General features: G+C 66.1%; 23 protein-coding genes. 7 read left to right on the forward strand and 16 right to left on the reverse strand.

Translation table 11 applies throughout. The features are described 5' to 3' along the window. Position 1: 1 nt before the first annotated feature. The 9 genes from cysT to A9975_RS02745 all read right to left on the reverse strand — a co-directional run bounded on the left by cysT (position 2) and on the right by A9975_RS02745 (position 8,725). On the reverse strand, positions 2–946 hold the full coding sequence (cysT, locus tag A9975_RS02705; protein WP_183031275.1) for a sulfate ABC transporter permease subunit CysT: 945 nt from the start codon (positions 944–946) through the stop codon (positions 2–4). 190 nt (positions 947–1,136) lie between these two features. After that, positions 1,137–1,847, reverse strand: a complete 711-nt coding sequence (locus A9975_RS02710) for an alpha/beta hydrolase (protein WP_255503023.1) — start codon at positions 1,845–1,847, stop codon at positions 1,137–1,139. Further along, the gene (locus A9975_RS02715) at positions 1,844–2,746 is read right to left on the reverse strand and encodes an EAL domain-containing protein (protein ID WP_183031276.1); all 903 of its coding nucleotides are present in this window, start codon (positions 2,744–2,746) and stop codon (positions 1,844–1,846) included. Before A9975_RS02715 ends, A9975_RS02710 begins: the two co-directional genes overlap by 4 nt. A 41-nt stretch (positions 2,747–2,787) precedes the next feature. Beyond that, positions 2,788–3,003 (reverse strand): molybdopterin-binding protein, encoded by a 216-nt coding sequence (locus tag A9975_RS02720; RefSeq protein WP_006161487.1) that lies wholly within the window; start codon positions 3,001–3,003, stop codon positions 2,788–2,790. A 214-nt stretch (positions 3,004–3,217) separates the two neighbouring features. Continuing rightward, positions 3,218–4,093 (reverse strand): ATP-binding cassette domain-containing protein, encoded by an 876-nt coding sequence (locus tag A9975_RS02725; RefSeq protein ID WP_183031277.1) that lies wholly within the window; start codon positions 4,091–4,093, stop codon positions 3,218–3,220. Between the two features lie 26 nt (positions 4,094–4,119). Beyond that, positions 4,120–4,929, reverse strand: a complete 810-nt coding sequence (gene ssuC / locus A9975_RS02730) for an aliphatic sulfonate ABC transporter permease SsuC (protein ID WP_043347110.1) — start codon at positions 4,927–4,929, stop codon at positions 4,120–4,122. Positions 4,930–4,938: 9 nt separating this feature from the next. Then, complete coding sequence (gene ssuD / locus A9975_RS02735) at positions 4,939–6,102, reverse strand: FMNH2-dependent alkanesulfonate monooxygenase (RefSeq protein ID WP_183031278.1); 1,164 nt, start codon at positions 6,100–6,102, stop codon at positions 4,939–4,941. A gap of 267 nt (positions 6,103–6,369) precedes the next feature. Further along, positions 6,370–7,377 carry a sulfate ABC transporter substrate-binding protein gene (locus tag A9975_RS02740; protein ID WP_183031279.1) on the reverse strand — a complete coding sequence of 336 codons (1,008 nt, stop codon included), beginning with the start codon at positions 7,375–7,377 and terminating at the stop codon, positions 6,370–6,372. 385 nt (positions 7,378–7,762) lie between these two features. Beyond that, positions 7,763–8,725: a LysR family transcriptional regulator gene (locus A9975_RS02745; RefSeq protein WP_183031280.1), complete on the reverse strand. Its 963-nt coding sequence runs from the start codon at positions 8,723–8,725 to the stop codon at positions 7,763–7,765. Positions 8,726–8,923: 198 nt separating this feature from the next. Here A9975_RS02745 and A9975_RS02750 point away from each other — a divergent pair, with 198 nt between their 5' ends. The 5 genes from A9975_RS02750 to A9975_RS02770 all read left to right on the forward strand — a co-directional run bounded on the left by A9975_RS02750 (position 8,924) and on the right by A9975_RS02770 (position 13,560). After that, a complete protein-coding gene (locus tag A9975_RS02750; protein WP_183031281.1) occupies positions 8,924–9,898 on the forward strand; it encodes a tripartite tricarboxylate transporter substrate binding protein in 975 nt (324 codons plus the stop codon). A gap of 110 nt (positions 9,899–10,008) precedes the next feature. Then, positions 10,009–11,235, forward strand: a complete 1,227-nt coding sequence (locus A9975_RS02755; RefSeq protein WP_183031282.1) for a CaiB/BaiF CoA-transferase family protein — start codon at positions 10,009–10,011, stop codon at positions 11,233–11,235. A 14-nt stretch (positions 11,236–11,249) separates the two neighbouring features. Further along, complete coding sequence (locus A9975_RS02760) at positions 11,250–12,029, forward strand: enoyl-CoA hydratase/isomerase family protein (RefSeq protein ID WP_183031283.1); 780 nt, start codon at positions 11,250–11,252, stop codon at positions 12,027–12,029. Between the two features lie 46 nt (positions 12,030–12,075). Then, complete coding sequence (locus tag A9975_RS02765) at positions 12,076–13,059, forward strand: tripartite tricarboxylate transporter substrate binding protein (protein ID WP_183031284.1); 984 nt, start codon at positions 12,076–12,078, stop codon at positions 13,057–13,059. Between the two features lie 3 nt (positions 13,060–13,062). Then, the gene (locus A9975_RS02770; protein ID WP_183031285.1) at positions 13,063–13,560 is read left to right on the forward strand and encodes a MaoC family dehydratase; all 498 of its coding nucleotides are present in this window, start codon (positions 13,063–13,065) and stop codon (positions 13,558–13,560) included. A 136-nt stretch (positions 13,561–13,696) separates the two neighbouring features. Here A9975_RS02770 and A9975_RS02775 read toward each other — a convergent pair whose 3' ends face one another. Next, positions 13,697–14,395: a peroxiredoxin-like family protein gene (locus tag A9975_RS02775; RefSeq protein ID WP_183031286.1), complete on the reverse strand. Its 699-nt coding sequence runs from the start codon at positions 14,393–14,395 to the stop codon at positions 13,697–13,699. A gap of 162 nt (positions 14,396–14,557) precedes the next feature. Here A9975_RS02775 and A9975_RS02780 point away from each other — a divergent pair, with 162 nt between their 5' ends. Then, positions 14,558–15,451 (forward strand): LysR family transcriptional regulator, encoded by an 894-nt coding sequence (locus tag A9975_RS02780; RefSeq protein WP_183031287.1) that lies wholly within the window; start codon positions 14,558–14,560, stop codon positions 15,449–15,451. A 283-nt stretch (positions 15,452–15,734) separates the two neighbouring features. Here A9975_RS02780 and A9975_RS02785 read toward each other — a convergent pair whose 3' ends face one another. From A9975_RS02785 to A9975_RS02810, 6 genes are all read right to left on the reverse strand, one after another. After that, complete coding sequence (locus A9975_RS02785) at positions 15,735–16,370, reverse strand: glutathione S-transferase family protein (protein ID WP_183031288.1); 636 nt, start codon at positions 16,368–16,370, stop codon at positions 15,735–15,737. Between the two features lie 52 nt (positions 16,371–16,422). Beyond that, on the reverse strand, positions 16,423–17,052 hold the full coding sequence (locus A9975_RS02790) for a glutathione S-transferase family protein (RefSeq protein WP_183031289.1): 630 nt from the start codon (positions 17,050–17,052) through the stop codon (positions 16,423–16,425). A gap of 327 nt (positions 17,053–17,379) precedes the next feature. Then, positions 17,380–18,540 carry an acyl-CoA dehydrogenase family protein gene (locus tag A9975_RS02795; protein ID WP_370563750.1) on the reverse strand — a complete coding sequence of 387 codons (1,161 nt, stop codon included), beginning with the start codon at positions 18,538–18,540 and terminating at the stop codon, positions 17,380–17,382. Between the two features lie 59 nt (positions 18,541–18,599). After that, positions 18,600–19,448, reverse strand: a complete 849-nt coding sequence (locus A9975_RS02800; protein WP_183031290.1) for a MaoC family dehydratase N-terminal domain-containing protein — start codon at positions 19,446–19,448, stop codon at positions 18,600–18,602. Between the two features lie 42 nt (positions 19,449–19,490). Then, entirely contained in the window at positions 19,491–20,309 is an 819-nt protein-coding gene (locus A9975_RS02805) for a CoA ester lyase (RefSeq protein WP_183031291.1), read from the reverse strand. A 31-nt stretch (positions 20,310–20,340) separates the two neighbouring features. Next, positions 20,341–21,519: a CaiB/BaiF CoA-transferase family protein gene (locus A9975_RS02810; RefSeq protein ID WP_183031354.1), complete on the reverse strand. Its 1,179-nt coding sequence runs from the start codon at positions 21,517–21,519 to the stop codon at positions 20,341–20,343. A 281-nt stretch (positions 21,520–21,800) separates the two neighbouring features. Here A9975_RS02810 and A9975_RS02815 point away from each other — a divergent pair, with 281 nt between their 5' ends. Further along, a complete protein-coding gene (locus A9975_RS02815; protein WP_183031292.1) occupies positions 21,801–22,730 on the forward strand; it encodes a LysR family transcriptional regulator in 930 nt (309 codons plus the stop codon). Positions 22,731–22,782: the final 52 nt, after the last annotated feature.

Below are 22,782 nucleotides of genomic sequence, written 5' to 3' on the forward strand. Positions count from 1 at the left end.
TTCAGTTCTCCTTGTCCGGCGAGACGGACGCACGCACTGCCTGGTGGTGACGGCGCGTCCACGCTTGCAGCAGGTTGATCAACAGCAGCAGCGCGAAGGAGATCACCAGCATCACCACCGCCACCGCGGTAGCGCCCGCGTAGTCGTATTGCTCCAGCTTGGAATAGATCATCAGCGGCGCGATCTCGGACACCATCGGCATGTTGCCGGAGATGAATACCACCGAGCCGTACTCGCCGGTGCCTCGTGCGAACGACAGCGCAAACCCGGTCAGCAGCGCCGGCAGGATGGTCGGCAGGATCACCCGGACAAAGGTCTGCAGGCGCGTGGCGCCCAGGCTGGCCGCGGCTTCTTCCAGCTCTTGCTCCGCGTCTTCGAGCACCGGCTGCACCGTGCGCACCACGAACGGCAGCCCGATAAAGGTCAGCGCCACCACCACGCCCAGCGGGGTGAAGGCCACCTTGATGCCCAGCGGCTCCAGGTAGCGGCCGATCCAGCCGTTGCCGGCGAACAGCGCCGTCAGCGCAATGCCGGCCACCGCGGTGGGCAGGGCAAAGGGCAGATCGACCAGCGCATCGACCAGGCGCTTGCCGGGAAAGCGGTAGCGCACCAGCACCCAGGCCACGATCAGCCCGAACACCGTGTTCACGATGGCGGCGATCAGCGAGGCGCCGAAGCTCAGCTGCAGGGAAGCGACCACCCGGGGCGAGCTCACCGCTGCCCAGAAGGCCTCCCAGGTCATGGTGAAGGTCTTGAGGAAGGTGGCCGACAGCGGGATCAGGACGATCAGCGTCAGGTAGAACAGCGTGAAGCCCAGAGAGAGGCCAAAGCCTGGCAGCACGGTAAAGCGCTGCTTGCCTGGCTTGGGCGGCGCGCTGTTGCGCGCTCGGGGGGCATCCGGCCTCGCCGGGGGCGGATTGTCCGCCAGGGAAATCGAGGGTGGCATGTTGTCTCGTCTGTGCCGTCAGTGTCGTATCCACCTCCGGAGCATGGCTTCCAAGCGGAATTCGCCGGAAACCGAAGCAGCGGGGGCAGCTTCTTTATGACGCCGGCGCATAACACACCGGCCTACGAGACAAATTCTGCAGATGCCGCCTTATAAACAGAACGAATCTTTACGTATGTTCTTAGGCGTTTTAGATATAAGGGAACGTGGACGACACTTCCAGCCCGCCTTCCCAAGGCCCGGCGCGGTCGCCGGACGGACCGGCGCTGCCGTCCGCCTCGATCCGCTGGATCAAGGTATCGAGCAAGGCGAGCCCTTCGGGCCACTGGTCAAGCCCGGAATCGGCGTTGATGTGACCCAGCATGCCCGCGTCATGAAGCTCGCTGCCCCACAGCGTGCCCCAGCTGAACGCGGTGCGCTGCTGCATCCAGGGATCGTTGCGGCTGGCCACCAGGATGGTGGGAAACGGCAGCCGGTACGCGGGCAGCAGCCCGGCCACGCCAAACTTGTCGGGGTCTGCCGGCGCCACCAGCACCGCGCCCGCGATGCCCTCCGGGTCGAGCGCTGCCTGGCGCAAGGTGGCCAGGCAGCCAAAGCTGTGCGCCACCAGGATGGCCCCGCGCGGGGCCACACGCTGCGCCCGCATGATGCTTTCCGACACGCGCTCGGCCCACAGCGGCAGGCTCGGGCGCGACCAGTCGTGCTGCTCCACGCGCTGCCAGTCCGGGAAGCGCTGCTCCCAACGGCTCTGCCAGTGGCCCGGGCCACTGCCATGCAACCCCGGCACCGTCAGGATCTGCAAGCCCTTGGGCACCTTTAACCGTACGTCGGCGGGTCGCGCGCTTGCGCCCGCCTGGCCGCCGCGCTGCTCCCGCGCGGCAGGCCTCTTCGTCTGCGTCATATCGGCTCCTTGGTCAACGCCATCGGGACGCCGCCGGATCCGCTCCGGGGCACCCCGCCCTTGAACTCCTGAATGCCAGCCTCGCCGGGCACTTCATGCAGGTGGCGCGCGCTGACCGCCTCGCCGGTGAAGCTGCCCTGCCCCAGCACGATGCCAGCTGCCTGCAGCCGCTCGGCGTTCTCGGCGTTCTCCAGCCGGCGCCCGATCAGCGTCACGCCGGCGCTGTCGGCGCTAGCCTGCAGCCCTGCCAGCTGGCGGTCGGTCCAATTGCGGCGCATGTCCAGCTTGAGCCAGTCGGGCAACGCGTGCGCCATCAGCGCGCCGGCTTCCGCTGGGTCCGATGCCTGCAGGCTTACCGCAAAGCCGTTGCGGCGGTAGTTGCCCACCACATGCAGCAACAGCGGCAGGTCGTCGTTGGCGCTGGCCGGCACCTGGATCACGAACCTGTCCAGCGGCAGGCCGAGCGACTGCAGCGCGCGCCGGAAGGCCGCGCCGTGATCGTCGGCCACGGCGGCCAGCAACCGGTTGTGCACGTTGAGCACCAGCTTGCGATCGCCATCGGCCGCGAAATAATTGATGGCATGCACCAGGCGCGAGAGCCGGTCGAGCGAGACCAGCGAGGCATCGTCCGCCGCCATCGCAAACAGCTTCCATGCAGTCAGGCCGACGCCGTCGCCGGCGTAGGTGCGCAGCGTGCCTTCGTGCGCCACCACGTCGCGGCTGGACAGGGTGATGAGAGGCTCGAACGCGCTGGTCAGTGAGCAGTTATAGAACTGGCCCTGCACCTGCCCACGCTCGTCTCGCCACAGCTGGCGATCGTTCTGCGGGCGGCGCGGCAGCCCTTCGAGGTAGTGGGTGAGCGCCGTCGGTGCCGCGCCTGCTTCGTTCGCGCTTGCCATTGCGATTTCCTTTGCGTTGCGCTTGCGCCTCGGGCGAGGCTTCAAAGCTTGGCCAGGGATACCTCGGTAGCCTTGACCAGGGCAACGACTTCGCTGCCGATGGTAAGGCCGAGATCCTTGACCGAGCGGGTGGTGATGACCGAGGTGACGATGCCGGCCGGCGTCTCGACGTCGACCTCCGAGACCACAGGGCCTTCGATGATGGCGGCAACCTTGCCGCGGAACTGGTTACGTACGTTGATCGCCTGAATGCTCATGATAGAAGTTCCTTTGCGTGAGTGAAAATGAGAAATGCGTAAAACTTTGGTTCAGCGGATGGACCCCGCGCGGGTGAGTGACGTTGCCCGCTCACCTATGGCTGCCACCCCTTGCGCGGGTTGCGCCGGCTTCGCTCGAGGCTGGCCGCGCGGCCTTTGTTTCATACTTGTTTGCTGCTTCCCTGGCGTGCCTGCCTGCGTCGTTGCTCGCGCCCTAGATTGCCCAGCGCACTGAATCGAACGTGCGCGCCACCGACCAGTCCACTGCAGGCAACAATGCTTGCCCGTGCTGGCTCTCATCGACAGCCGGCGTGCCCTCACGCCGCATCACCCGGCGCAGCACCGCGTCCTCCAGTTGCGCGAACGCCGCCGAGCCGCGCTGGCGCGGACGCGGCAGCGCCACCCTCTGGTCCAGCGCGATGCGGCCGTCTTCGATCAGCACCACGCGGTCGGCCAGCGCTACCGCTTCCGATACATCGTGGGTGACCAGCAGCGCCGTGAAACCCAGGCGCTGCCACAAGGCTTCGATCAAGCCCTGCATCTCGATGCGGGTCAGCGCATCCAGCGCGCCCAGCGGCTCGTCCAGCAGCAGCAAGCGCGGGTGATGCACCAGCGCGCGCGCCAATGCCACACGCTGGCGCTGCCCGCCCGACAGGCGCGCCGGCCACTCGCCCGCGCGCTCGGCCAGGCCGACCTGGCCCAGCACCCTGGCCGCATCGGCCAGCCGCGCGCGCGGCAGCCCCAGCGCCACGTTGTCCAGCACCGTCTTCCACGGCAGCAGGCGAGCGTCCTGGAACATCACCCGGACCGCCTCGCGCTGCTTGTTGCCAGGCGCGCCGTCCAGCGTCACGCCACCGCCGTCGCTGTCTTCCAGGCCGCCCACCAGCCGCAGCAAGGTGCTCTTGCCGCAACCGCTGCGGCCCACGATGGCGAGGAACTCGCCGGGCGCGGCCTGCAGGTCGATGCCATGCAGCACCTCGCGCCCGCCGTAGCGCTTGACCACCTGCTGCACGCGCAGCGCGAGGCCTTTGCCATCCTGGCCTGCGGGCACATCGGCCAGCGCGGCTTGCTCGATCGGGTTGCTTTGCATATCGGGTTCTCCTTGGCCGGCGGCGCTCAGTGCGCCTGGTAACCGGGGTGCCAGCGCAGCCAGAAGCGCTCCAGCCCGCGTGACAGCAGATCCGCCAGCTTGCCCAGCAGCGCGTAGAGCAGGATGCCCACCAGCACTACGTCGGTCTGCAGGAACTCGCGCGCATTCATGGTCATGTAGCCGATGCCCGACTGCGCCGAGATGGTCTCGGCCACGATCAGGATTACCCACATCAGGCCGAGCGAGAAACGCACGCCGACCAGGATGTTGGGCAAGGCGCCCGGCAGGATCACCTCGCGGTAAAGGCGCCAGCCCGACAGGCCGTAGCTCTTTGCCATCTCGATCAGCCCGGGGTCCACCGCGCGGATGCCGTGGTAAGTGTTCAGGTAGATCGGGAAAAACACGCCTAGCGAAACCAGGAACAGCTTGGCGGTCTCGTCGATGCCGAACCACAGGATCACCAGCGGGATCAGCGCCAGCGGCGGAATGTTGCGCACCATCTGCAAGGTGCTGTCGAGCAGGGTCGCGGCCGGCCGGAAGGTGCCCGTCAACAGGCCCAGCGCCAGCCCGAAGCCGCCGCCGATGGTGAAGCCGAGCACCGCACGCCAGGTACTGACCCACACGTGGCGCCACAGCTCGCCGGTCACGGACAGGCCCCAGGCGGCCTTCACCACGTCGAGCGGCGCCGGCAGGATGCGGTTGGACAGCCAGCCCAGCTGCGAGGCCAGTTGCCACGCCGCCACCAGCAGCACCGGCACGATCCAGGGCGCGGCCGAGCGGGCGGCATGGCGCAGCCAGTCAGGGTTGCGCGCGGGCAGGGTCAAGGGAGCGGACATGATTACCTCCTAGCCGCGCGCCGCGCGCGGCACGATGCCGGTTGCCATGACTTCGCCGAAAGGGCCCCACAGCACCTTGCCCTGCAGCTTGTCGCGCACCGAGCGCGGCAGCAGCGGAAAGACCAGCTCGGCGAAGCGATAGGCTTCTTCCAGATGCGGGTAGCCGGACAGCACGAAGGTATCGATGCCCAGCGCCGCGTATTCGTTGATGCGTGCCGCCACGATGTGCGGGTCGCCCACCAGCGCCGTGCCCGCGCCGCTGCGCACCAGGCCCACGCCGGCCCACAGGTTGGGGCTGATCTCCAGCTCCGCGCGGCTGCGTGCGCCGCCACCGGCATGCAGCGCGGCCATGCGACGCTGCCCTTCGGAATCCATCTTGCCGATCACCGCCTGCGCGCGCGCCACCGTCGCATCGTCGAGCTTGCTGATCAACTGGTCGGCCGCGGCCCACGCCTCGTCCTCGGTCTCGCGCACGATCACGTGCAGGCGGATGCCGAACTTCACGCTACGCCCATGGCGCGCCGCGCGCTGGCGCACGTCGGCGAGTTTCCTGGCGACCTCCGCCGGCGGCTCGCCCCAGGTCAGGTAGGTATCCACCTGCTCGGCCGCGAGCTCGTGCGCGGCGGCCGAGGAGCCACCGAAGTACACCGGCGGATGCGGGCGCTGCAGCGGCGGGAACAACACCTTCGCGCCCTTGACCTTGAGATGCTTGCCCTCATAGTCGAGCTCGGCGCTTTCATGGCTGGCCGCCAGCACTTCACGCCAGATACGGATGAACTCGGCCGAGGCTTCGTAGCGCTCGGCATGGTCCAGGAACAGGCCATCGCCCTCCAGCTCTGACACATCGCCGCCCGTCACCAGGTTCACCAGCAGGCGGCCGCCCGACAGGCGGTCGAATGTCGCCGCCATGCGCGCGGCCAGCGTGGGCGCCATCAGCCCGGGGCGCACCGCCACCAGGAAGCGCAGCCGGGAGGTGACCGCGGCCAGCGTAGAGGCCACCACCCACGGATCCTCGCAGGAGCGGCCGGTGGGAATCAGCACGCCTTCGTAGCCAAGCGTATCGGCTGCGGTGGCGATCTGCTTCAGGTAATCGATATTGACCTCGCGCGCCCCTTCGGAGGTGCCGAGGTAGCGGCTGTCGCCGTGCGTGGGGATAAACCAGAAGACCTGCATGTCCGTGCCTCTTCAGCTCTGTTTGTGGATCGTGGCCGTCCGGCCTTCGGCTGCCGCATTCACACCGATCACCAGCAAGGCAGCGCCCAGTGCGCCGGTGACTAGCGCCACCAGCAGTACATGCATGGCTGGGCGCGGCGGGGCGCCGGCTCGGATCGGCGTCGGCGTCGGCGTCGGCGTCGGCATCGAAATAGGAACAGGAATAGGGATAGGAAGCGGGGATAAGGCACGGAAGCCGGCGGGCGCCCGCCCGCCGCCGGCTACGTCTTACTTCTTGCCAGGCAGGTAGACCTGGTCGAACGAGCCACCGTCGGCGAAGTGCGCCTTCTGCGCTTTCTGCCAGCCGCCAAAGGCCTCATCGATGGTGAACAGCTTGACCTTGGGGAAGTTGCTCGCATACTTGGCGGCAATCTTCTCCGAGATCGGGCGGTAGTAATTCTTGGCCGCGATTTCCTGGCCCTCGTCGGTGTACAGGAACTGCAGGTAGGCTTCGGCCACCTTGCGCGTGCCCTTCTTGTCCACCACCTTGTCCACCACCGCCACCGGCGGCTCGGCCAGGATGGAGATCGACGGCGCGACGATGTCGAACTTGTCCGGGCCCAGTTCCTTGATCGCCAGGATGGCCTCGTTTTCCCAGGCAATCAGCACATCGCCCAGGCCGCGCTCGACGAAGGTGGTGGTGGCGCCGCGGGCGCCGGAATCCAGCACCGGCACATTCTTCAGCAACTGGCCGACGAACTCCTTGGCCTTTTGCTCGTTGCCGCCCGGCTGGCGCAGTGCGTAGCCCCAGGCCGCCAGGTAGTTCCAGCGCGCGCCGCCCGAGGTCTTCGGGTTAGGCGTGATCACCTGCACGCCCGGCTTGACCAGGTCGTTCCAGTCCTTGATGCCCTTGGGGTTGCCCTTGCGCACCAGGAACACGATGGTCGAGGTATAGGGCGACGCATTGTGCGGCAGGCGCTTTTGCCAATCGGGCTTGAGCAAGCCCTTCTCGGCGATGGCGTCGATGTCATAGCCCAGCGCCAGCGTGACCACATCCGCATCCAGCCCATCGATCACCGAACGCGCCTGCTTGCCCGAGCCGCCATGCGACTGGCGGATGGTCAGCGTGTCGCCGCCCTTGGCCTTCCATGCCTTGGCGAAGGCGGCATTCACGTCCACATACAGCTCCCGCGTGGGATCGTACGAAACGTTCAGGAGGGCGGTGTTGGCCCAGGCGGTCTGGGTGGAACCGATGACGGCCAGTGCCGCGAGTCCGATGGCCAGCTTGCGAATCATGTGTCTTGCTCCCGTATTCTCGTCGTGAAATGGCGCATTCGCGCCGCGTTTCATGGCCTTCCTTGTGTGGGAAGGCTTGCGTCAGGGATGAAGACTACCGAGGGGCCTATCTGAAAGGAACGAATGGTTTCGCCGATCCTTGCACGTTTTCCGCATAAGATCCGACGGAAATATGAACATGCCGGAGGGGGTGGTAGCGCGGCTAGCAGAGGCAAGAAACTTGCAGCGGCCAGCGCAAGATATGCATCAAACGACACATCGCGCAGGTGAGGCAAGTTCTTGAGCCAACTGCTAGCATGTCCGACATGCAGCGGCATCCCGGGGCGGCCAGCACACCAGCCTGCATCGACGCTGACCGCCCCGGCTCACCACCTCGACATTGCCGTCAGCGGCCAGCGCTGCTGACGCGGGCCGGCCACTGTCCATCGGCGATCAGCGCGCGAACCGTTTCCATCAGCAGATCCAGCACCGCGGAGACCGCGATCGACAGTGGCATGGTGGCGGAGCGGCACAGATAGACCGGGCGTGACATGCTCGGATGGGTGATCCGCGCCGCGGACAGCAAGCCATTGTGCAACTCCTCGCAGACCGATGCGTAGGAGAGGATCGTGCACCCCACGCCTGCGGCGGCGAGATTGATGAGTTGCGGTATGGCATTCACCTCCGCCAGCACGCAGAGCGCGACCTGGTGAGCGCGCAGATACCCATCGATCAGCGCGCGCAGGCCATGCTCGCCGGCGGGCAGGATCATGGGGAAGCGTTCCAGGTCCTTGAACCGCACGGTCTTCGTCAGATCGGCTCCGCTCTTGCGGGCATCGGCGAACTGCCCCGGGGGCGCCAGCAAGACAAGATCCTCGTCGACCATGTGCTCGAACAGCAGGCCGGAGCCAGCGTCCGCCTGGAAGGTCAGGCCAATATCGACGCGCCCGCTCAGCAGATGGTCCGGGATGTAACCGGTGCTGAGCTCGACCACCTGCAACTGGACCTTGGGCCAGCGCCGGATGGCTTCGCGCACCAGCGGCACGGTCAGGATCTTTGCCATGGATTGCGGCAGGCCGATCGCGACCCTGCCCGCGGGATCGGTTACCAGGTCACGCACGTCCTCGCAGGCGACGTCGAGCCGCTTGAGGATATCCCTGGCGTGGCTCTCGAACCTCAGCCCGGCGGCAGTCAGGACGACGCCCTTGTGGCTGCGCATGAAGAGGGCCACGCCAAGATCCTGCTCGATGTGCTTGATCTGGAGACTCAGCGCCGGTTGCGCGAGATGCATGTTCTCCGCGGCCCGGGAGATCGATCCCGCCGACACTACCGCCAGAAAGCACCTGAGTCCACGTATATCGATCGACATAAGCAAGTCTCACGCAAGTGACACCACGGCGCCTGCCGGGCGGCTGCACGATGGCAGCAAGGTCCAGCTGGGTATAGCATAAAAATATACTACATATCAAAAATCTATCTTGGACATATAGCGGTACCGAAGCCCATAGTGATGCCAGCTTCCGCGCAACGCACGCGGATGCCAAGACAGATAATCCACGGAGACTCAATGGGACTCAGCCGCCGTACTTTCCTGACGGGCGCAGCCGCATCCTTGCTCGCCCCGCCACTCCATGCTGAGCAATGGCCGTCGCGGCCGATCAAGCTGGTCGTCCCGTTCGCGGCGGGTGGCCCCGGTGACTTCGTGGCGCGCCTGATTGCCATACCGCTGGGCAACCGGCTCGGCCAGCCCGTGGTGATCGAGAACAAGCCCGGCGCCGGCGGCAATCTCGGCACGCAGAACGTGCTCGATGCCAACGCCGATGGTTATACGCTGCTGCTGAACACGGTCGGCATGCATGCCGTCAACCCGCTGCTGTTTCCCGACTTGCGATTTCGCCCGCAACGCGACCTGGTGGCCATCGGCGTGGTTGCGACGGTGCCGAACGTGCTGGTGGTGCATCCAAGCAAGCTGGGTATCAGCTCCCTGGCGGAACTGGTCCGCGCCGGCAAACAGCGGCCGGACAATCTCACCTATGCCACCTTCGGCGCGGGAAGCTCCCCGCATATCTATGGCGCGCTGCTGCAGAAGGCCGCAGGCTTCACCGCGGTGGCCGTGCCCTACAAGGGCAGCGCGCCGGCAAGCACGGATGTCATGGCCGGGAATGTGGATTTCCTCTTCGACAGCATGACCACCTCCATCGGCCAGATACAGGGCGGCAAGCTCAAAGCCCTGGCGATCACTTCCGCTGCGCGTTCGCCCTTGCTGCCGGATGTGCCGACGCTGCAGGAAGCCGGCTATCCGGCGCTGGACCTGAAGTTCTGGCTCTCGTTGCAGGCTTCCGCGAAGACGCCGCCCGCCATCGTCGAGACACTGCGCCAGGCGGTGGCGCAAAGCGCGGGCGATCCAGGCTATGGCCGTGCGCTGATTGCGCGGGGAGCCGAGCCGTTCCACATGGCGCCCGCCGACGTGCAGGCCTATGTGAATCGCGATACCGCCCGGTGGACGGCCCTGGCCCGCTCCATCGATATCAAGCCCGAGTAGCCGCCCCGACTCACCCGGCATCCCATTGCCACAACACGACGCCGGACCTGCGCCCGCGCTCGGGGCGGCGTCCGCCGATCCCGCCGTTGATCCGTTTTGGAGACACATCCATGATTGCATTGCAGGGCATTCGCGTCCTCGACTTGAGCAAGGTGCTCGCCGGCCCCTTGTGCGGGCAGTATCTGGGCGAACTTGGCGCCGAAGTCATCAAGGTCGAGCCGGTTGGCAGCGGCGACGATACGCGTGCCTGGCTGCCGCAGGATCGCGGGCAGTCCGCCACCTTTCTCGCTGTCAATCACAACAAGCGCAGCATCGCCGTTGACCTCAAGACCAGCGAGGGCAAGCAGATCGTCCAGACGCTGGCGGCCAAGGCGGACGTCGTGCTGCAAGGCTTCGGCAGTGGCGCCGCAGCCAGGCTCGGTGTTGACTACGACACGCTGTCCGCGTTGAACCCGGCCCTGGTCTATTGCGAGATCTCCGGCTACGGACGCACGGGCCCTCTGGGCCAGGAGCCCGGCTACGACGTCATGCTGCAGGCATTCAGCGGCATGATCAGCACGATGGGCCAGGCCGGCGGCCAGCATGCGCGCGCCAGCTTTTCGCCGGTGGACCTGGGCACCGGCATGCATGCGTTCAGTGGCATCCTGGCGGCGCTGATCGAGCGGCAGAAGACCGGCCGCGGCATGCACCTGGAGGTGTCCCTGCTGGATACGGCGATGGGCTTCATGGGCTATCTCGCACAGAACTATTGGCTAAGCGGCAAGGTGCCGCGGGCCATGGGCACCGCGCATCCGGCCATGGCACCCTACCAGGTGTTCGACGCAGCCGACGGGCCGGTGATGATCGGCGTCGGCAACGACGCGCAGTGGCGGCGCTTCTGCCCGGTCGCCGGGTTGCAGGATGTGGCCGACGCACCGCGCTTCGCCACCAATGCGGCCCGTGTCGCGCACTTCACCGAAACCGTCGAGATGGTCCAGGCGCGTATTCGGACCCAGCCGGTTGCCTACTGGCTCGACGCGTTGCGCAAGGCTGGCGTGGCCTGCTCGCCGATCCACACGCTGGAGCAAGCATTGGCACATCCGCAAGTGGCCGAGCGCGCGCTGATTGCCGAGTCCGAGCATCCGGTGCTGGGCAAGGTGAGGAATATGGGCTTGCCCGTGCGCTTTCGCGGCGGCCGTCGGCAAGCGCGCCGCGCGCCGCCTTTGCTGGGCCAGCACACCGACGAGATCTTGTTGCAGTCGGGCTATACGCCCGAGTCCATTGAACGATTCAAGGCGCGTGGCGTGATTGCCAGCGCCGATGCCGGCAAGACCGGCGGCCTTTGCACGGCCGCATGACATCAGGAGTCACCATGCCCTCAGTCAATTCAGTCAGATATGAAGTGCGCGACAGGGTCGCGGAAATCCTTCTCGATAGCGCGCCGGTCAATGCCCTGAACGAGGCGATGATCGACGAAATGCTGGCGGCGCTGCGGCGCGCGGCACAGGACGATTCGGTCAGGGCCGTCATCCTGGGCAGTGCCCTGCCCCGGCGCTTTTGCGCCGGGCTGCGGCTGGATGCGCTGCATGGGGCGCCGCCGGCCCGGATCTATGGCCTGGTCGACAAGCTGTACAACGCACTGTGCGACGCGCAGTTCAACCTGGGCAAGCCGTCCATTGCCGCCGTATGCGGCACCGCCCGCGGCGGCGGCATGACGCTCGCGATCTCCTGCGACATGATCGTCGCCGCCGACACGGCCACCTTCGGCTATCCGGAAATCGACGTCGGGCTGACGCCCGCCATCCACTACACGCACCTGCCGCGTGTGATTGGCCGTCACCGGGCCTTCGACCTGCTATTCACCGGACGCGCGTTCGACGCCGCCGAAGCCATGTCCCTCGGACTGGTCAGCCGCGTGGTGCCCGAGCAGGACGTCATGCGCGAGGCCAGAGCGCTTGCCCAGACCTTGTGCGCGAAATCGCCTGTCGTCGTCAGGATGGGACGCAAGGCCTTCATGCGCGCCAATGACAACGATTACCGGCGCGGCGTCGCCGCGGCGGTGGAGAGCTTTGGCAATGTGGTGGCGACGGACGATGCGAAGGAAGGCATCGCCGCGTTCGTGGAAAAGCGCAAGCCATCCTGGCAAGCCTGATCTTGCCGGCTTCAACAATCGACCTCAACGAAAGCGGAGCAAACGCATGCGATTCCTGAACACCCTGCGCCGGAGCGCCCCCGTCCTCCTCGCGCTGCTCGCGGCGCAGCCGGGTGGCGCCAGCGCGAAGGAGGCATGGCCCGCCCAGGCCGTGAGGCTGGTGGTGCCCTATGCTGCCGGCGGACCGACCGATGCCTTTGCGCGCGTGCTGGCTGAGCAATGGGGCAAGCAGCTGGGCGAGCCGATGATCGTGGAAAACCGCACGGGCGCCGGCACGGTGGTTGGCACCGACTATGTGGCCAAGGCCAAGCCGGATGGCTATGTGGTGCTGTTGACGACCGTGGCGCACGCGGTCAACGAGAGTATCGTGCCCCGTCTGCCCTACCGCACCACGCAAGACTTCGCGCCTGTCGGGCTGGCGGCCAAGGCGCCCCTGGTCCTGCTGGTGAACAAGAACTTCCCAGCCAGGAATCTCCCCGAATTCCTGGCGTACGTCAAAGCGCATCCTGGGCAGGTCAACTATGGTTCCGCCGGCAATGGCAGCGCACCTCATGTCGCGACCGAGCTGCTGAACCTCAAAGCCGCGCTGAAGACCACGCACATCCCATATCGCGGCACCGGGCCCGCCATGACCGACCTGATCGGCGGGCAGATCGGCTTCATGATCGACAGCGCACCGACGGGCCTCGCGCAAGTCCGCGCGGGAACAGTGCGGCTGATTGCCACGTCGATGCAATCGCGCCTTGCACAGACACCGGACACGCCGGCCATCGCCGAAGCGGTTCCCGGCTACGAAGCCTATACGTGGAATGGCGCCTTCGTCCCCGCGGGAACGCCGGCAGCGGTGATCACCGCGCTGAACGGTGCGTTGCGCCGTGCGCTTGCCGACCCCGGCCTGAAGAAGCGTGCCTTCGAGATGGGCCTGGTTCTCGAGTCCGATCCAACGCCGCAGGCGCTCGCCGCGCACGTGGGCAATGAGATCGCCAAATGGCGAACCGTCGCGCAGGCGGCCGATATCAAGGAGCAGTGAAGCATGACCCGACCCGACTTTGCGAGCACGTTCGACCCCAGCCAGCACCGCATGTGCGCACAGCGGTATTTCGAGGATTTCACCGTTGGCGAGCGCTTCGTACTGCCATCGCGCACCATGACCGATGCCATGTTTGCCGCCTTCCAACTCGCCAGCGGCGATAACCATCCCGTGCACTACGACGTGGAATACTGCCGCGCGCACGGCATGCCGCAACTGCTCGCCCATGGCTTCCAGGTCGTGATCCAGACGGCCGCCGGCGCCGGGCTCTTTCCGCATATGGTCGAGGACTCGTTGAAGGGGTTCATCGACCAGAGCAGCCGCTTCCTGCATCCCGTCTTTGCCGGCGATACCCTCTACAGCACGCTGGAAGTCAGCGAACTCGCGCCGAACCGCAGCACCGGCGTGCTGACCATGCGTTCCACTGTGCATAACCAGTCCGCGAGGCTCGTGATGGAAGGCACACAGCGCTACCTGCTGAAGAAGCGCCAGCCGGACTAGGTTCCTGCCGCAACCTGGAGTCCAGGGCCAGCGGTGCTCTCCTTGCGGCACCAGGGGAGGCTAGCCACACCTGCCGCGCACCCCCTGGGCCGCCGTGGCTACCCGGCGATACAATTGCGCCGGTCTTGCTCACCCATCACACCGACACGGGATTGTGCTGCCCTTGCCTGCCGCCTTTGGCGTGGCGCAGCGCCGGCAACATCTCGGAAGGTTCCGGCCGGTGCGTGTAGTCAGGATTGACCTCGGCATACAGGATGGTCCCATCCTGCCCGATCACGTAGCGCGCCGGCATCGGCAGCGTCCAGCTCGCGTCGCCGTTGAAGGCCGGCAGGTCGTTCTTCAGTTGCTTGTACAGATCCACCAGATAGTCCGGCAGTGCGAAGCGCAAGCCAAACGCCGCAGCCACGTCGTTATGCGTGTCGCTGAGGATGGGAAAGCTGAGCTTGTTGGTGCGCACGGACTTGCGGCTATTGACCGCGTTCTGCGGCGAAATGGCCACCACGCTGGCGCCGGCTTCCCTGAACGCCGGCACGGCCTCTTCCAGCGCCTGCAGCTCCATATTGCAATACGGGCACCACACCCCGCGGTAGAAGCTGACGATGAGAGGCCCTTGCGTTAGCAGCTCCTCCGAGGAAACCGGCGCGCCCTCCGGGTCCGTCAGCGTGAAGACGGGCGCCTTGTCCCCCGCCTTCAGTGCGCGGCCTGCTTGTCCCGAGGCAATCAGTTGAGCGGTGGCCCGCTCCATGATGGGATGGATATCCGGCGGTGCGAAATACGGCGCCTTGCCGGCCTTGAAATCCGCCTTGAAGGCGTCGAGTTTTTGCTGCAGTGACATGATGACTACTCCATCCGATCCAAGTAAGCTGCTCGATGCGAAGGTGCACGTTGCTGGAATCATGTTCGGTCAAGCCGCTTCACGGCGGTAGGCGAGCCGCGGGAATATGATTCATTCTTTCCGGGCATAACCCGGCGACAATCCTATGAGAGCAAGCGCATCGTGGACAGGATGACTGCCATGGAAACACTGGTTGCCGTCGTCGAGGCAGGCTCTTTCTCGGGCGCCGCGCGGCTGCTGAAGGTCGGGCAGCCCGCCGTATCGAAGTCGGTCGCACAACTGGAAGAACAGCTCGGTGTGCGGCTGCTCGTGCGGTCCACCCGCGGCCTGTCGCCGACCGAAGCAGGAAAGAGTTTCTACGAGCACGCCAAGCGCGCGATCGAGCAAGCGGATGCGGCGGAGCATGCGGCCAGGGGCTCGGGCGCCAGTCTCTCCGGCCGCCTGCGCGTGACCGCGGCCGTCACCTTCGCACGGCTGCATATCGTCCCGCACCTCAAAGCCTTCCTGGCCGAGCATCCGCAACTGGTGGTGGACGTGCTGCTGGAGGACGGCAATATCGACCTGCTCGAGCATGGCGTGGATGTCGCCCTGCGCATGGGCGCGCTGCGAGATTCGGCCATGACCGCCAGGAAGATCGCGCAAAGCCGGCGGGTCGTGGTCGGCACGCCGCGCTACTTCGCCGCTGCCGGCGAGCCAAAGGCGCCCGCCGACTTGCTCGCGCATGAGGCCATCGTCTACGACCGCGAGGGCGGCGGCGATGCCTGGGCATTTCGCCGGGGCGCCGCCGAGGTATCCGTCGAGGTGTCCGGTCGCTTGCGAGTCACGGCGGCCGAGGGCGTGCGCGCCGCGGTGCTCGCGGATATCGGTGTGGCGATCGGCTCCGAATGGATGTTCGCGCCGGAACTGGCCAGCGGCGAAGTCAGGCAGGTGCTCGCCGAATGGACGCTGGCACCGGTCGACCTCTGGGCGGTATTTCCGACCGGCCGCATGGCCAGCGCGAAGGTCAAGGCTTTTGTCGCGTTCGTGGAAGCGGCACTGCGCCGCGACATCGCCTAGCGAAGAGAAGAAACTAGTCCGCGTGAAATGCCGGCAGGACGTCGGCGCCCAGAAAAAAGCCCGCCCCACTTGCGTGGCGCGGGCCAAGTTTCCGTATTCTGGAAACGGGTAGACAAGTCATGAAGAGCGCCCCCGCATCTCCATGACGGAAATCATATTAGCGGGCAGCACCATTCTGGTTCTTGACCCATGTCAAATGGGCGTCCGGTTTGTGCGAAGGTAGTGTGAAGGTAGTGCGAAGGTGGCTCGGCGGTTGTATGGCGCTTGTACGGATTTGCCAGCATCAAGCCAGGTCATCCAGCTTGACCGCAAAGCCGCGCTGCACGCCGGGACGCGCAAACAGGGCGTCGTACCAGCGCCTGACATTCGGAAACTGCTCCAGCGAGACCTGATGGCGCTCGTGGCGCCAGGCCCAGCCCAGGATCGCGAAATCCGCCACGGACAGGTCGCCGGCCACATATTCCACTTCCGCCAGGCGCCGGTCCAGCACGCCGTAAAGGCGCCGCGTTTCTTCCGAATAGCGCTTGAGCCCATAGTGCCGGTCAGCCTCCGCCTCGACCGTGCGGAAGTGATGTACCTGGCCCGGCATGGGCCCAAAGCCGCCCATCTGCCACATCAGCCACTCCAGCACCGGCACGCGGTCGCGCAAGCTCGCGGGCAGGAACTTGCCGGTCTTCTCGGCCAGGTAAAGCAGGATCGCGCCGGATTCGAAGACGCTGATCGGCTGTCCATCGGGGCCATCCGCATCGACGATGGCCGGAATCCGGTTGTTGGGGCTGATGCGCAGGAAATCCGGCTGGTGCTGCTCGCCCTTGGTGATATTGACGGTCTTGACGGCATAAGGCAGCGCCATTTCCTCGAGCGCGACGCTGATCTTGCGTCCGTTCGGCGTGTTCCAGGTGTGCAGGATGATAGTCATGGAAATCGGTTCGCGATTGGTCGCGATTGGTTCGTGATGAGGGGATCCAGGCTCAGCTCAAGGGCGCTGCAACGTATTGGCGGAAGCCGGCGCGCTCGCCCATGCGCGCATACCAGCGTTCGAGATTGGGCAGCGCGGGACGCTCGATCTGAGCGCCCAGGCCGAACCAGCGGCGCGCGTAGGCGCCCAGCACCAGGTCGGCCAGCGTGAAGACGCCGCCTTCCATATAGTCGCGGCCTTCCAGGTGCTGGTCGAGCAAGCGCCACAGCCCTGCCACCACGCGGACTTCGGCAGTCAGGCGAGCCATATCGCGTTCGGCGGCGGGCGTGCGCACAAAGCCCCAGAAGACCGGCCGTTCCGCCGGCTGCAAGGTCGACAGCGCCCAGTCCAGCCAGCGGTCCACGCTGGCGCGCACCTTAGGCCCGGCCGGGTACAGCGCACCTGCCTTGCCGTATTCCATGGCGAGGTAGCGCAGGATGGAATTCGACTCCCACAGCACAAAATCGCCGTCGATGATCGTCGGGACACGCCCGTTGGGATTCATGGCGAGATAGTCGGGCTCGTTGTTGCCGCCGAACTGCATACCCGCGTCGATCCGCCGGAACGGCAAGCCAAGCTCTTCGCAACCCCACAGTACCTTTTGCACATTGACCGAATTCGCACGGCCCCAGATCGTCAGCATTCGATGTATTCCCGTTGAAGATTCCCGCGTTTCGCGCAATCGTCAACGATACACCAAGGCGCGGACCGGGGCTCGGGCGTGGCGCCCGCTCAAGCCCTGGCCGTTCGCGATCGCCGCGTGGCTTTCCCGGCCGAAAGCGCGGCGATGACGTTGGCCACCATGGGGTTCTCCCGCGTGGTCGACCACGCCATGGCGGTGGTCACCACGTTCACGGATTCCCTCAGCGGCCGGACCGCGACATTGTCCGGCGCGGCCTTTTTCAAGGATGCGGGAACGAGCGCGCCAGGCGCTGGCGCTACGCTGCAAGCCAGCCCTCCCCACGAAGCGTCAGAACGACCTCGGCATGCCAAGGATGTGCTCCCCGACATAGGACAGGATCAGGTTGGTCGAGATCGGCGCGACCTGGTACAGGCGGGTTTCGCGGAACTTGCGCTCCACGTCGTACTCCGCGGCAAAGCCAAACCCGCCGTGATACTGCAGGCAGGCGTTGGCGGCCTCCCAGGAGGCATCCGCGGCCAGCAGCTTGGCCATGTTGGCTTCGGCGCCGCAGGGCTGGTGCTCGTCGAACAGCTTGGCAGCCTTGAAGCGCATCAGGCTCGCGGCCTCCACATTGACGAACGCCCTTGCGATGGGGAATTGCACGCCCTGGTTCTGGCCGATGGGCCGGCCGAACACAACGCGCTCGTTGACGTACCTGGTCACCTTGTCGATAAACCAGTAGCCGTCGCCGACGCACTCCGCGGCAATCAGCGTGCGCTCGGCGTTCAGGCCATCCAGGATGTACTTGAAGCCCTTGCCCTCCTCGCCGATCAGGTTCTCCACCGGGATCTCCAGGTTGTCGAAGAAGAGCTCGTTGGTCTCATGATTGACCATGCTGAGGATCGGCTGCACCGTCAGGCCCTTGCCGATCGCTTCGCGCAGGTCGACGAGGAAGATGGACATGCCTTCCGACTTCTTCTTGCACTGCGCCAGCGGCGTGGTCCGCGCCAGCAGGATCATGAGATCCGAGTGCTGCACGCGCGAGATCCAGACCTTCTGGCCGTTGACGACATACTTGTCGCCCTTGCGCACCGCGGTGGTCTTGATCTTGGTGGTATCCGTCCCGGTGCTCGGCTCGGTAACCGCCATGGATTGCAGGCGCAGCGCGCCGCTTGCGATCTTTGGCAGGTACTCGCGCTTTTGCTGCGCCGAGCCATGGCGCAGCAGCGTGCCCATGTTGTACATCTGCCCGTGGCAGGCGCCCGAGTTGCCGCCGGCACGGTTGATCTCTTCCATGATGACCGAGGCTTGCGTGAGGCTCAGCCCCGAGCCGCCGTATTCCTCGGGGATCAGGGCCGCCAGCCAGCCGGCGGCGGTCAGCGCATTGACGAATGCCTCGGGATAGCCCCGGGCCTCGTCGATCTTGCGGAAATATTCCGACGAGAACTGCCCGCACAGGTCGCGGATGGCTTCGCGGATTTCCTGGTGTTCATCGACCTTGTTCAGCACGAGATGTCTCCGTGAGTGTTCTTCTTTGCCTGGCTCGGCTGGATCTGGATGCGCCTGGCTTAGCCCAGCTCGGCGGTGGCGGTCATGGCGAGGGCGCCGCCCGCCTGGCGAATCCACAGCGCGACCGTCTTGCCGTCCTCGCTGAGTTTGCCGCAGGCCTCGAAACGCTGGGGCACGTGGGTCGGCCGCACACCCTTGAAGGAAAAACTGCCGACGCTGGCCTGCGGCAGGTTCCTGCGTACCAGGTCAAGGAGCAGCACGGCCAGCAACGGGCCGTGGACGATCAGGTCCGGGTAGTGCTCGACCGTGGTCACGTAGTCGTGGTCGTAGTGGATCCGGTGGCCATTGAAGGTCAGCGCGGAAAAACGGAACAGCAGCACCGGGTCGGGCAGGATTTCGCGGGACCAGTCTTCGTCCGTGCGCGCGGCGATCGGGTCCGGCGCGGCCGCGCCCGGGGCGGCTTGCTCACGGTAGACAATGTCGTGCTCTTCCGTCACCGCTAGGCCCTGCGGCCCCGAATATCGATGCTCCACGGTCACAAAGGCCAGCGAGCCGGTGCGGCCCGCCTTGGCGCTCACGTCCAGGATGGTGGACGTTTTCGACACGGCGTCGCCCAGGCGCAGCGGCTGGTGAAATCGCAGGCGCCCGCCGGCCCACATGCGGCGCGGCAGCGGCACGGGCGGCAGGAACCCGCCCCGGTTGGCGTGGCCGTCGATCCCCAGCTCGGACTGCCGGTGCAGCGGCAAGAAATAGAGCCAGTGCCAGAGCGGGGGCAAGGCATCGCCGTGCACGGGCGGCGCGTCTTCGCGGTCCAGGGTCGCGCTAAGCGCCTTGACGGGAAACGCGGTGATGTCGTCCTGGGACTCGGTTGACTTACCGATCCACGCCTTCAGGTTGGCAGTGTCCATCGATCACTCTGTGGTTAGGTTCTGGTCAGTGGTTGATGCGGATCATGCCGGCGCGCGGCCCGCGCGCTCGAGCAGGCTCACGGCGCGCGCAATGACGGGCGCGTCGATCATCTCGCCGTCGAGCTGGAATGCGCCCGGGCCTGACCTTGCCTGCTCGACCACTCGCGCGGCCCAGGCAAGCTGCGCTTCGGTTGGCCGGTAGGCGGCGTTGACCTCGCCCACCTGAGCGGGGTGAATGCAGAGCTTTGCCCCGAAGCCCAGGCGCCGCCCGCGTTCGGCAGCGTTGCGCAGCGCCTCGGCATCGGAGATGGCAACCGTCACCCCGTCCACCGGCGGCGCAATGCCCGCGACCCGCGACGCGAGGACTAGCATGGAGCGGAAAAACAGCAGCTCCTGGTCGTCGCCCTCGATGCCCAGCTCGGTGCGAAAATCCACGGTCCCGAAGATCAGGCGGTCGACGCCCGGCGCACCGGCCACCTCGTTGACGTTGGCCATGCCCCTGGCCGTCTCGATCAGCGGGAGCACCTGCACGCCGGGTCGAAGGTGCCTGGCCACCAGCGCGACATCCGCCGCGCTTTCCGCCTTGGGCAGCACGATGCCCGTCACGCCCTTCTCGCGGCAAAGGCGCACGTCATCCTCAAACCATTCGGTCTGCGTGGCGTTGATCCGCACCATGCCGCAGCCGCCATCGGCGAGGTACGCCTCCAGCAGCCCCCTTGCCCGGCACTTGTCCTCGTCGGACACCGCGTCCTCGAGATCGAGGATGACCGCGTCCGCGCCCGATGCGTTGGCTTTGGCGAAACGCTCGGGACGATTGGCGGGCACGAAGAGATAGGAACGGGCGATAGCGGCGGCGGCCATGGGGTCTTTATCCGGGATGGAGGGCATAGGGTCAGATTGCGCCTTCGGCACTGAGCCGAGCCACGTCGTCCGCGGAGTAGCCAAGTTCGAGCAGGATGCTCTCGCTATGCTGGCCGAGCGCGGGAATCGCGTCCATCCGCGGCTCGAACGACTGCGGCGTGCCGGGCGGCAGCAGCGCCGGAATGACGCCCACGGGCGACGGCACGGAAGTCCAGCGCTCGCGCGCCTTGAGCTGCGGATGGTTCCAGACGTCGCGCATGTCGTTCATGCGGGCATTGGCGATCTGGGCGCGCTCAAGCCGCTCGATCACCGCCTCGATGCTCAAGGCGGAGAACACCGCCGTGATGATGTCGGTGAGCGCCGCGCGGCTCTGGGTGCGCAGGGAGTTGGAGACAAAGCGTTCGTCGGTCGTCAGTTCCGGCCGCTCCAGCACGACGCGGCAAAAGGCATCCCACTCGCGCTCGTTCTGCAGGCCCAGGATGATGGTCTTGCCGTCGCCAGCGGTAAACGGGCCATACGGGAAGATGGTGGCATGCGAGGCGCCGGCCCGCGGCGGTGGCGTGGCGCCATCGAACGCGTAGTAGAGCGGATAGCCCATCCACTCGACCATGCTCTCCAGCATCGACACGTCGATATGCGCGCCCTTTGCGCTCCTGCCGCGCTGCAGCAGCGCCGCCAGGATGTTGGAGTAGGCATACATGCCAGCCGCGATATCGGCAATGGAGCAGCCAGCCTTGGCGGGGTTATCGGGGGTGCCCGTGATCGAGACAAAGCCGGATTCCGCCTGGATCAGCAGGTCATAGGCCTTCTTGTCCCGGTAGGGACCATCGCTGCCATAGCCTGAAATATCGCAGACGACCATGGCGGGATAGCGCTGCGACAACGCCGCATAGGAAAGGCCGAGCCGCTGCGCCGCGCCCGGCGCCAGGTTCTGCACCAGCACATCGGCCTGGCCGAGGAGCTTGCCCAGGATGGCCGGGGCTTCGCTGTGCTTGAGGTCCAGCGCAAGGCTTTCCTTGGAACGGTTGGTCCAGGCGAAATGCGAGGACAGGCCATCCACCCGCTCATCGTAGCCGCGTGCGAAATCGCCCACCTTGGGCCGCTCGACCTTGATGACCCGGGCGCCGAGGTCCGCCAGTTGCCGGGTACAGAACGGCGCGGCAATGGCGTGCTCGAGGGAAACGACGGTGATGCCATCCAGGGGGCGCATGGCAGCCTTGTTCAGTCTGGGCCCGCCTGCCGTGCGCAGCGCAGCGGCAAACGGGAGAAGTGGGTCCACGGCGCCCCGGCCCGGCCGGAAGTCGCCACGCATGGGCAGCACGCCTGGTGCAATGCGCATCGAAGCTAGTCTCCCAGAGTCGAGGGCATCGGACCATCTCGTTTTCTCGAACCAGCCATTCGTTTCAATGGAAACCATCGCTTTGCGGCCGGCCAGCCGCACGAATTGCGGCACCAGCGACCCCTTGGTACAGTGGCGGCGAAGGAGTATCCATGCACTTTGACTTTGCCGACCTCAGGCTCTTTGCCCGCATCGCCGAGGAAGAAAACCTCTCTCGCGGTGCGAAAAAGGCATTTCTATCCCCCGCCGCGGCCAGCGCGCGCCTCAAGTCCCTGGAGGAGCAGTTGGGCACGCGGCTGTTCTATCGGGAGAGCAGAGGGCTGGCGCTGACGCCCGCCGGAGAACGGCTGCTGCGCCATGCGCGGGTCATCGAGCGGCAGTTCGAACACGTGCGCAGCGATTTCGAAGAGTTCTCGAAGGATTCCGTCGGTCACATCCGCATTTTCGCGAACACCACAGCGGTCACGGAATTCATGCCGGAAGTGCTCTCGCGCTTCATGGCCGAGCGCCCCGCCGTGACCGTCGATCTGCAGGAGCGCCTGACGCGCGACATCATCCGGGGCGTACTCGACGGCAGCGCCGACCTCGGCATCATCTCCGGGCCCGTTAACCCGGAAGGGCTTGAAGTGGTGCACTTCAGCACCGACAAGCTCGTGCTTGCCACGCCCGTCGGCCATCCCCTCTCGCAAAAGAGCAAGGTCTCGCTCGCCGACACCCTCGAGTACGAGCACGTCAGCCTGCACGAGGGCAGCACCCTGCATGCTTTTCTCACCGATCTGCTCCACGAGCAACGGCGCAAGCTGCAGATCCGCATCCAGATTCGCAGCTTCGAAGCCATGTGCCGCATGATCGAAGCGGGCGTGGGCATTGGCGTGGTGCCGCTGTCCGCGGCGCTGCGGCACCGCCAGACCATGAAGCTCGCCATCGTCGAACTGGACGACCCGTGGGTGATCCGCGAGCGCGCGGTCATCGTGCGCGAACTGCAGGGGCTGCCCGGCTGCGCGCGCGCCCTCATCGACGAGCTGATCAGCGTGGCGCAAGCTGCCGGCGGGAGCCCGGCAAAGCTGATCGCGTCGTCATAGCGGACACGTGGCCAGGCGCATCGTCATTAGTCCGCTTCCACCTTCATCGTTC

It is taken from the genome of Cupriavidus sp. UME77, assembly GCF_014170355.1.
GTDB lineage: Bacteria > Pseudomonadota > Gammaproteobacteria > Burkholderiales > Burkholderiaceae > Cupriavidus > Cupriavidus basilensis.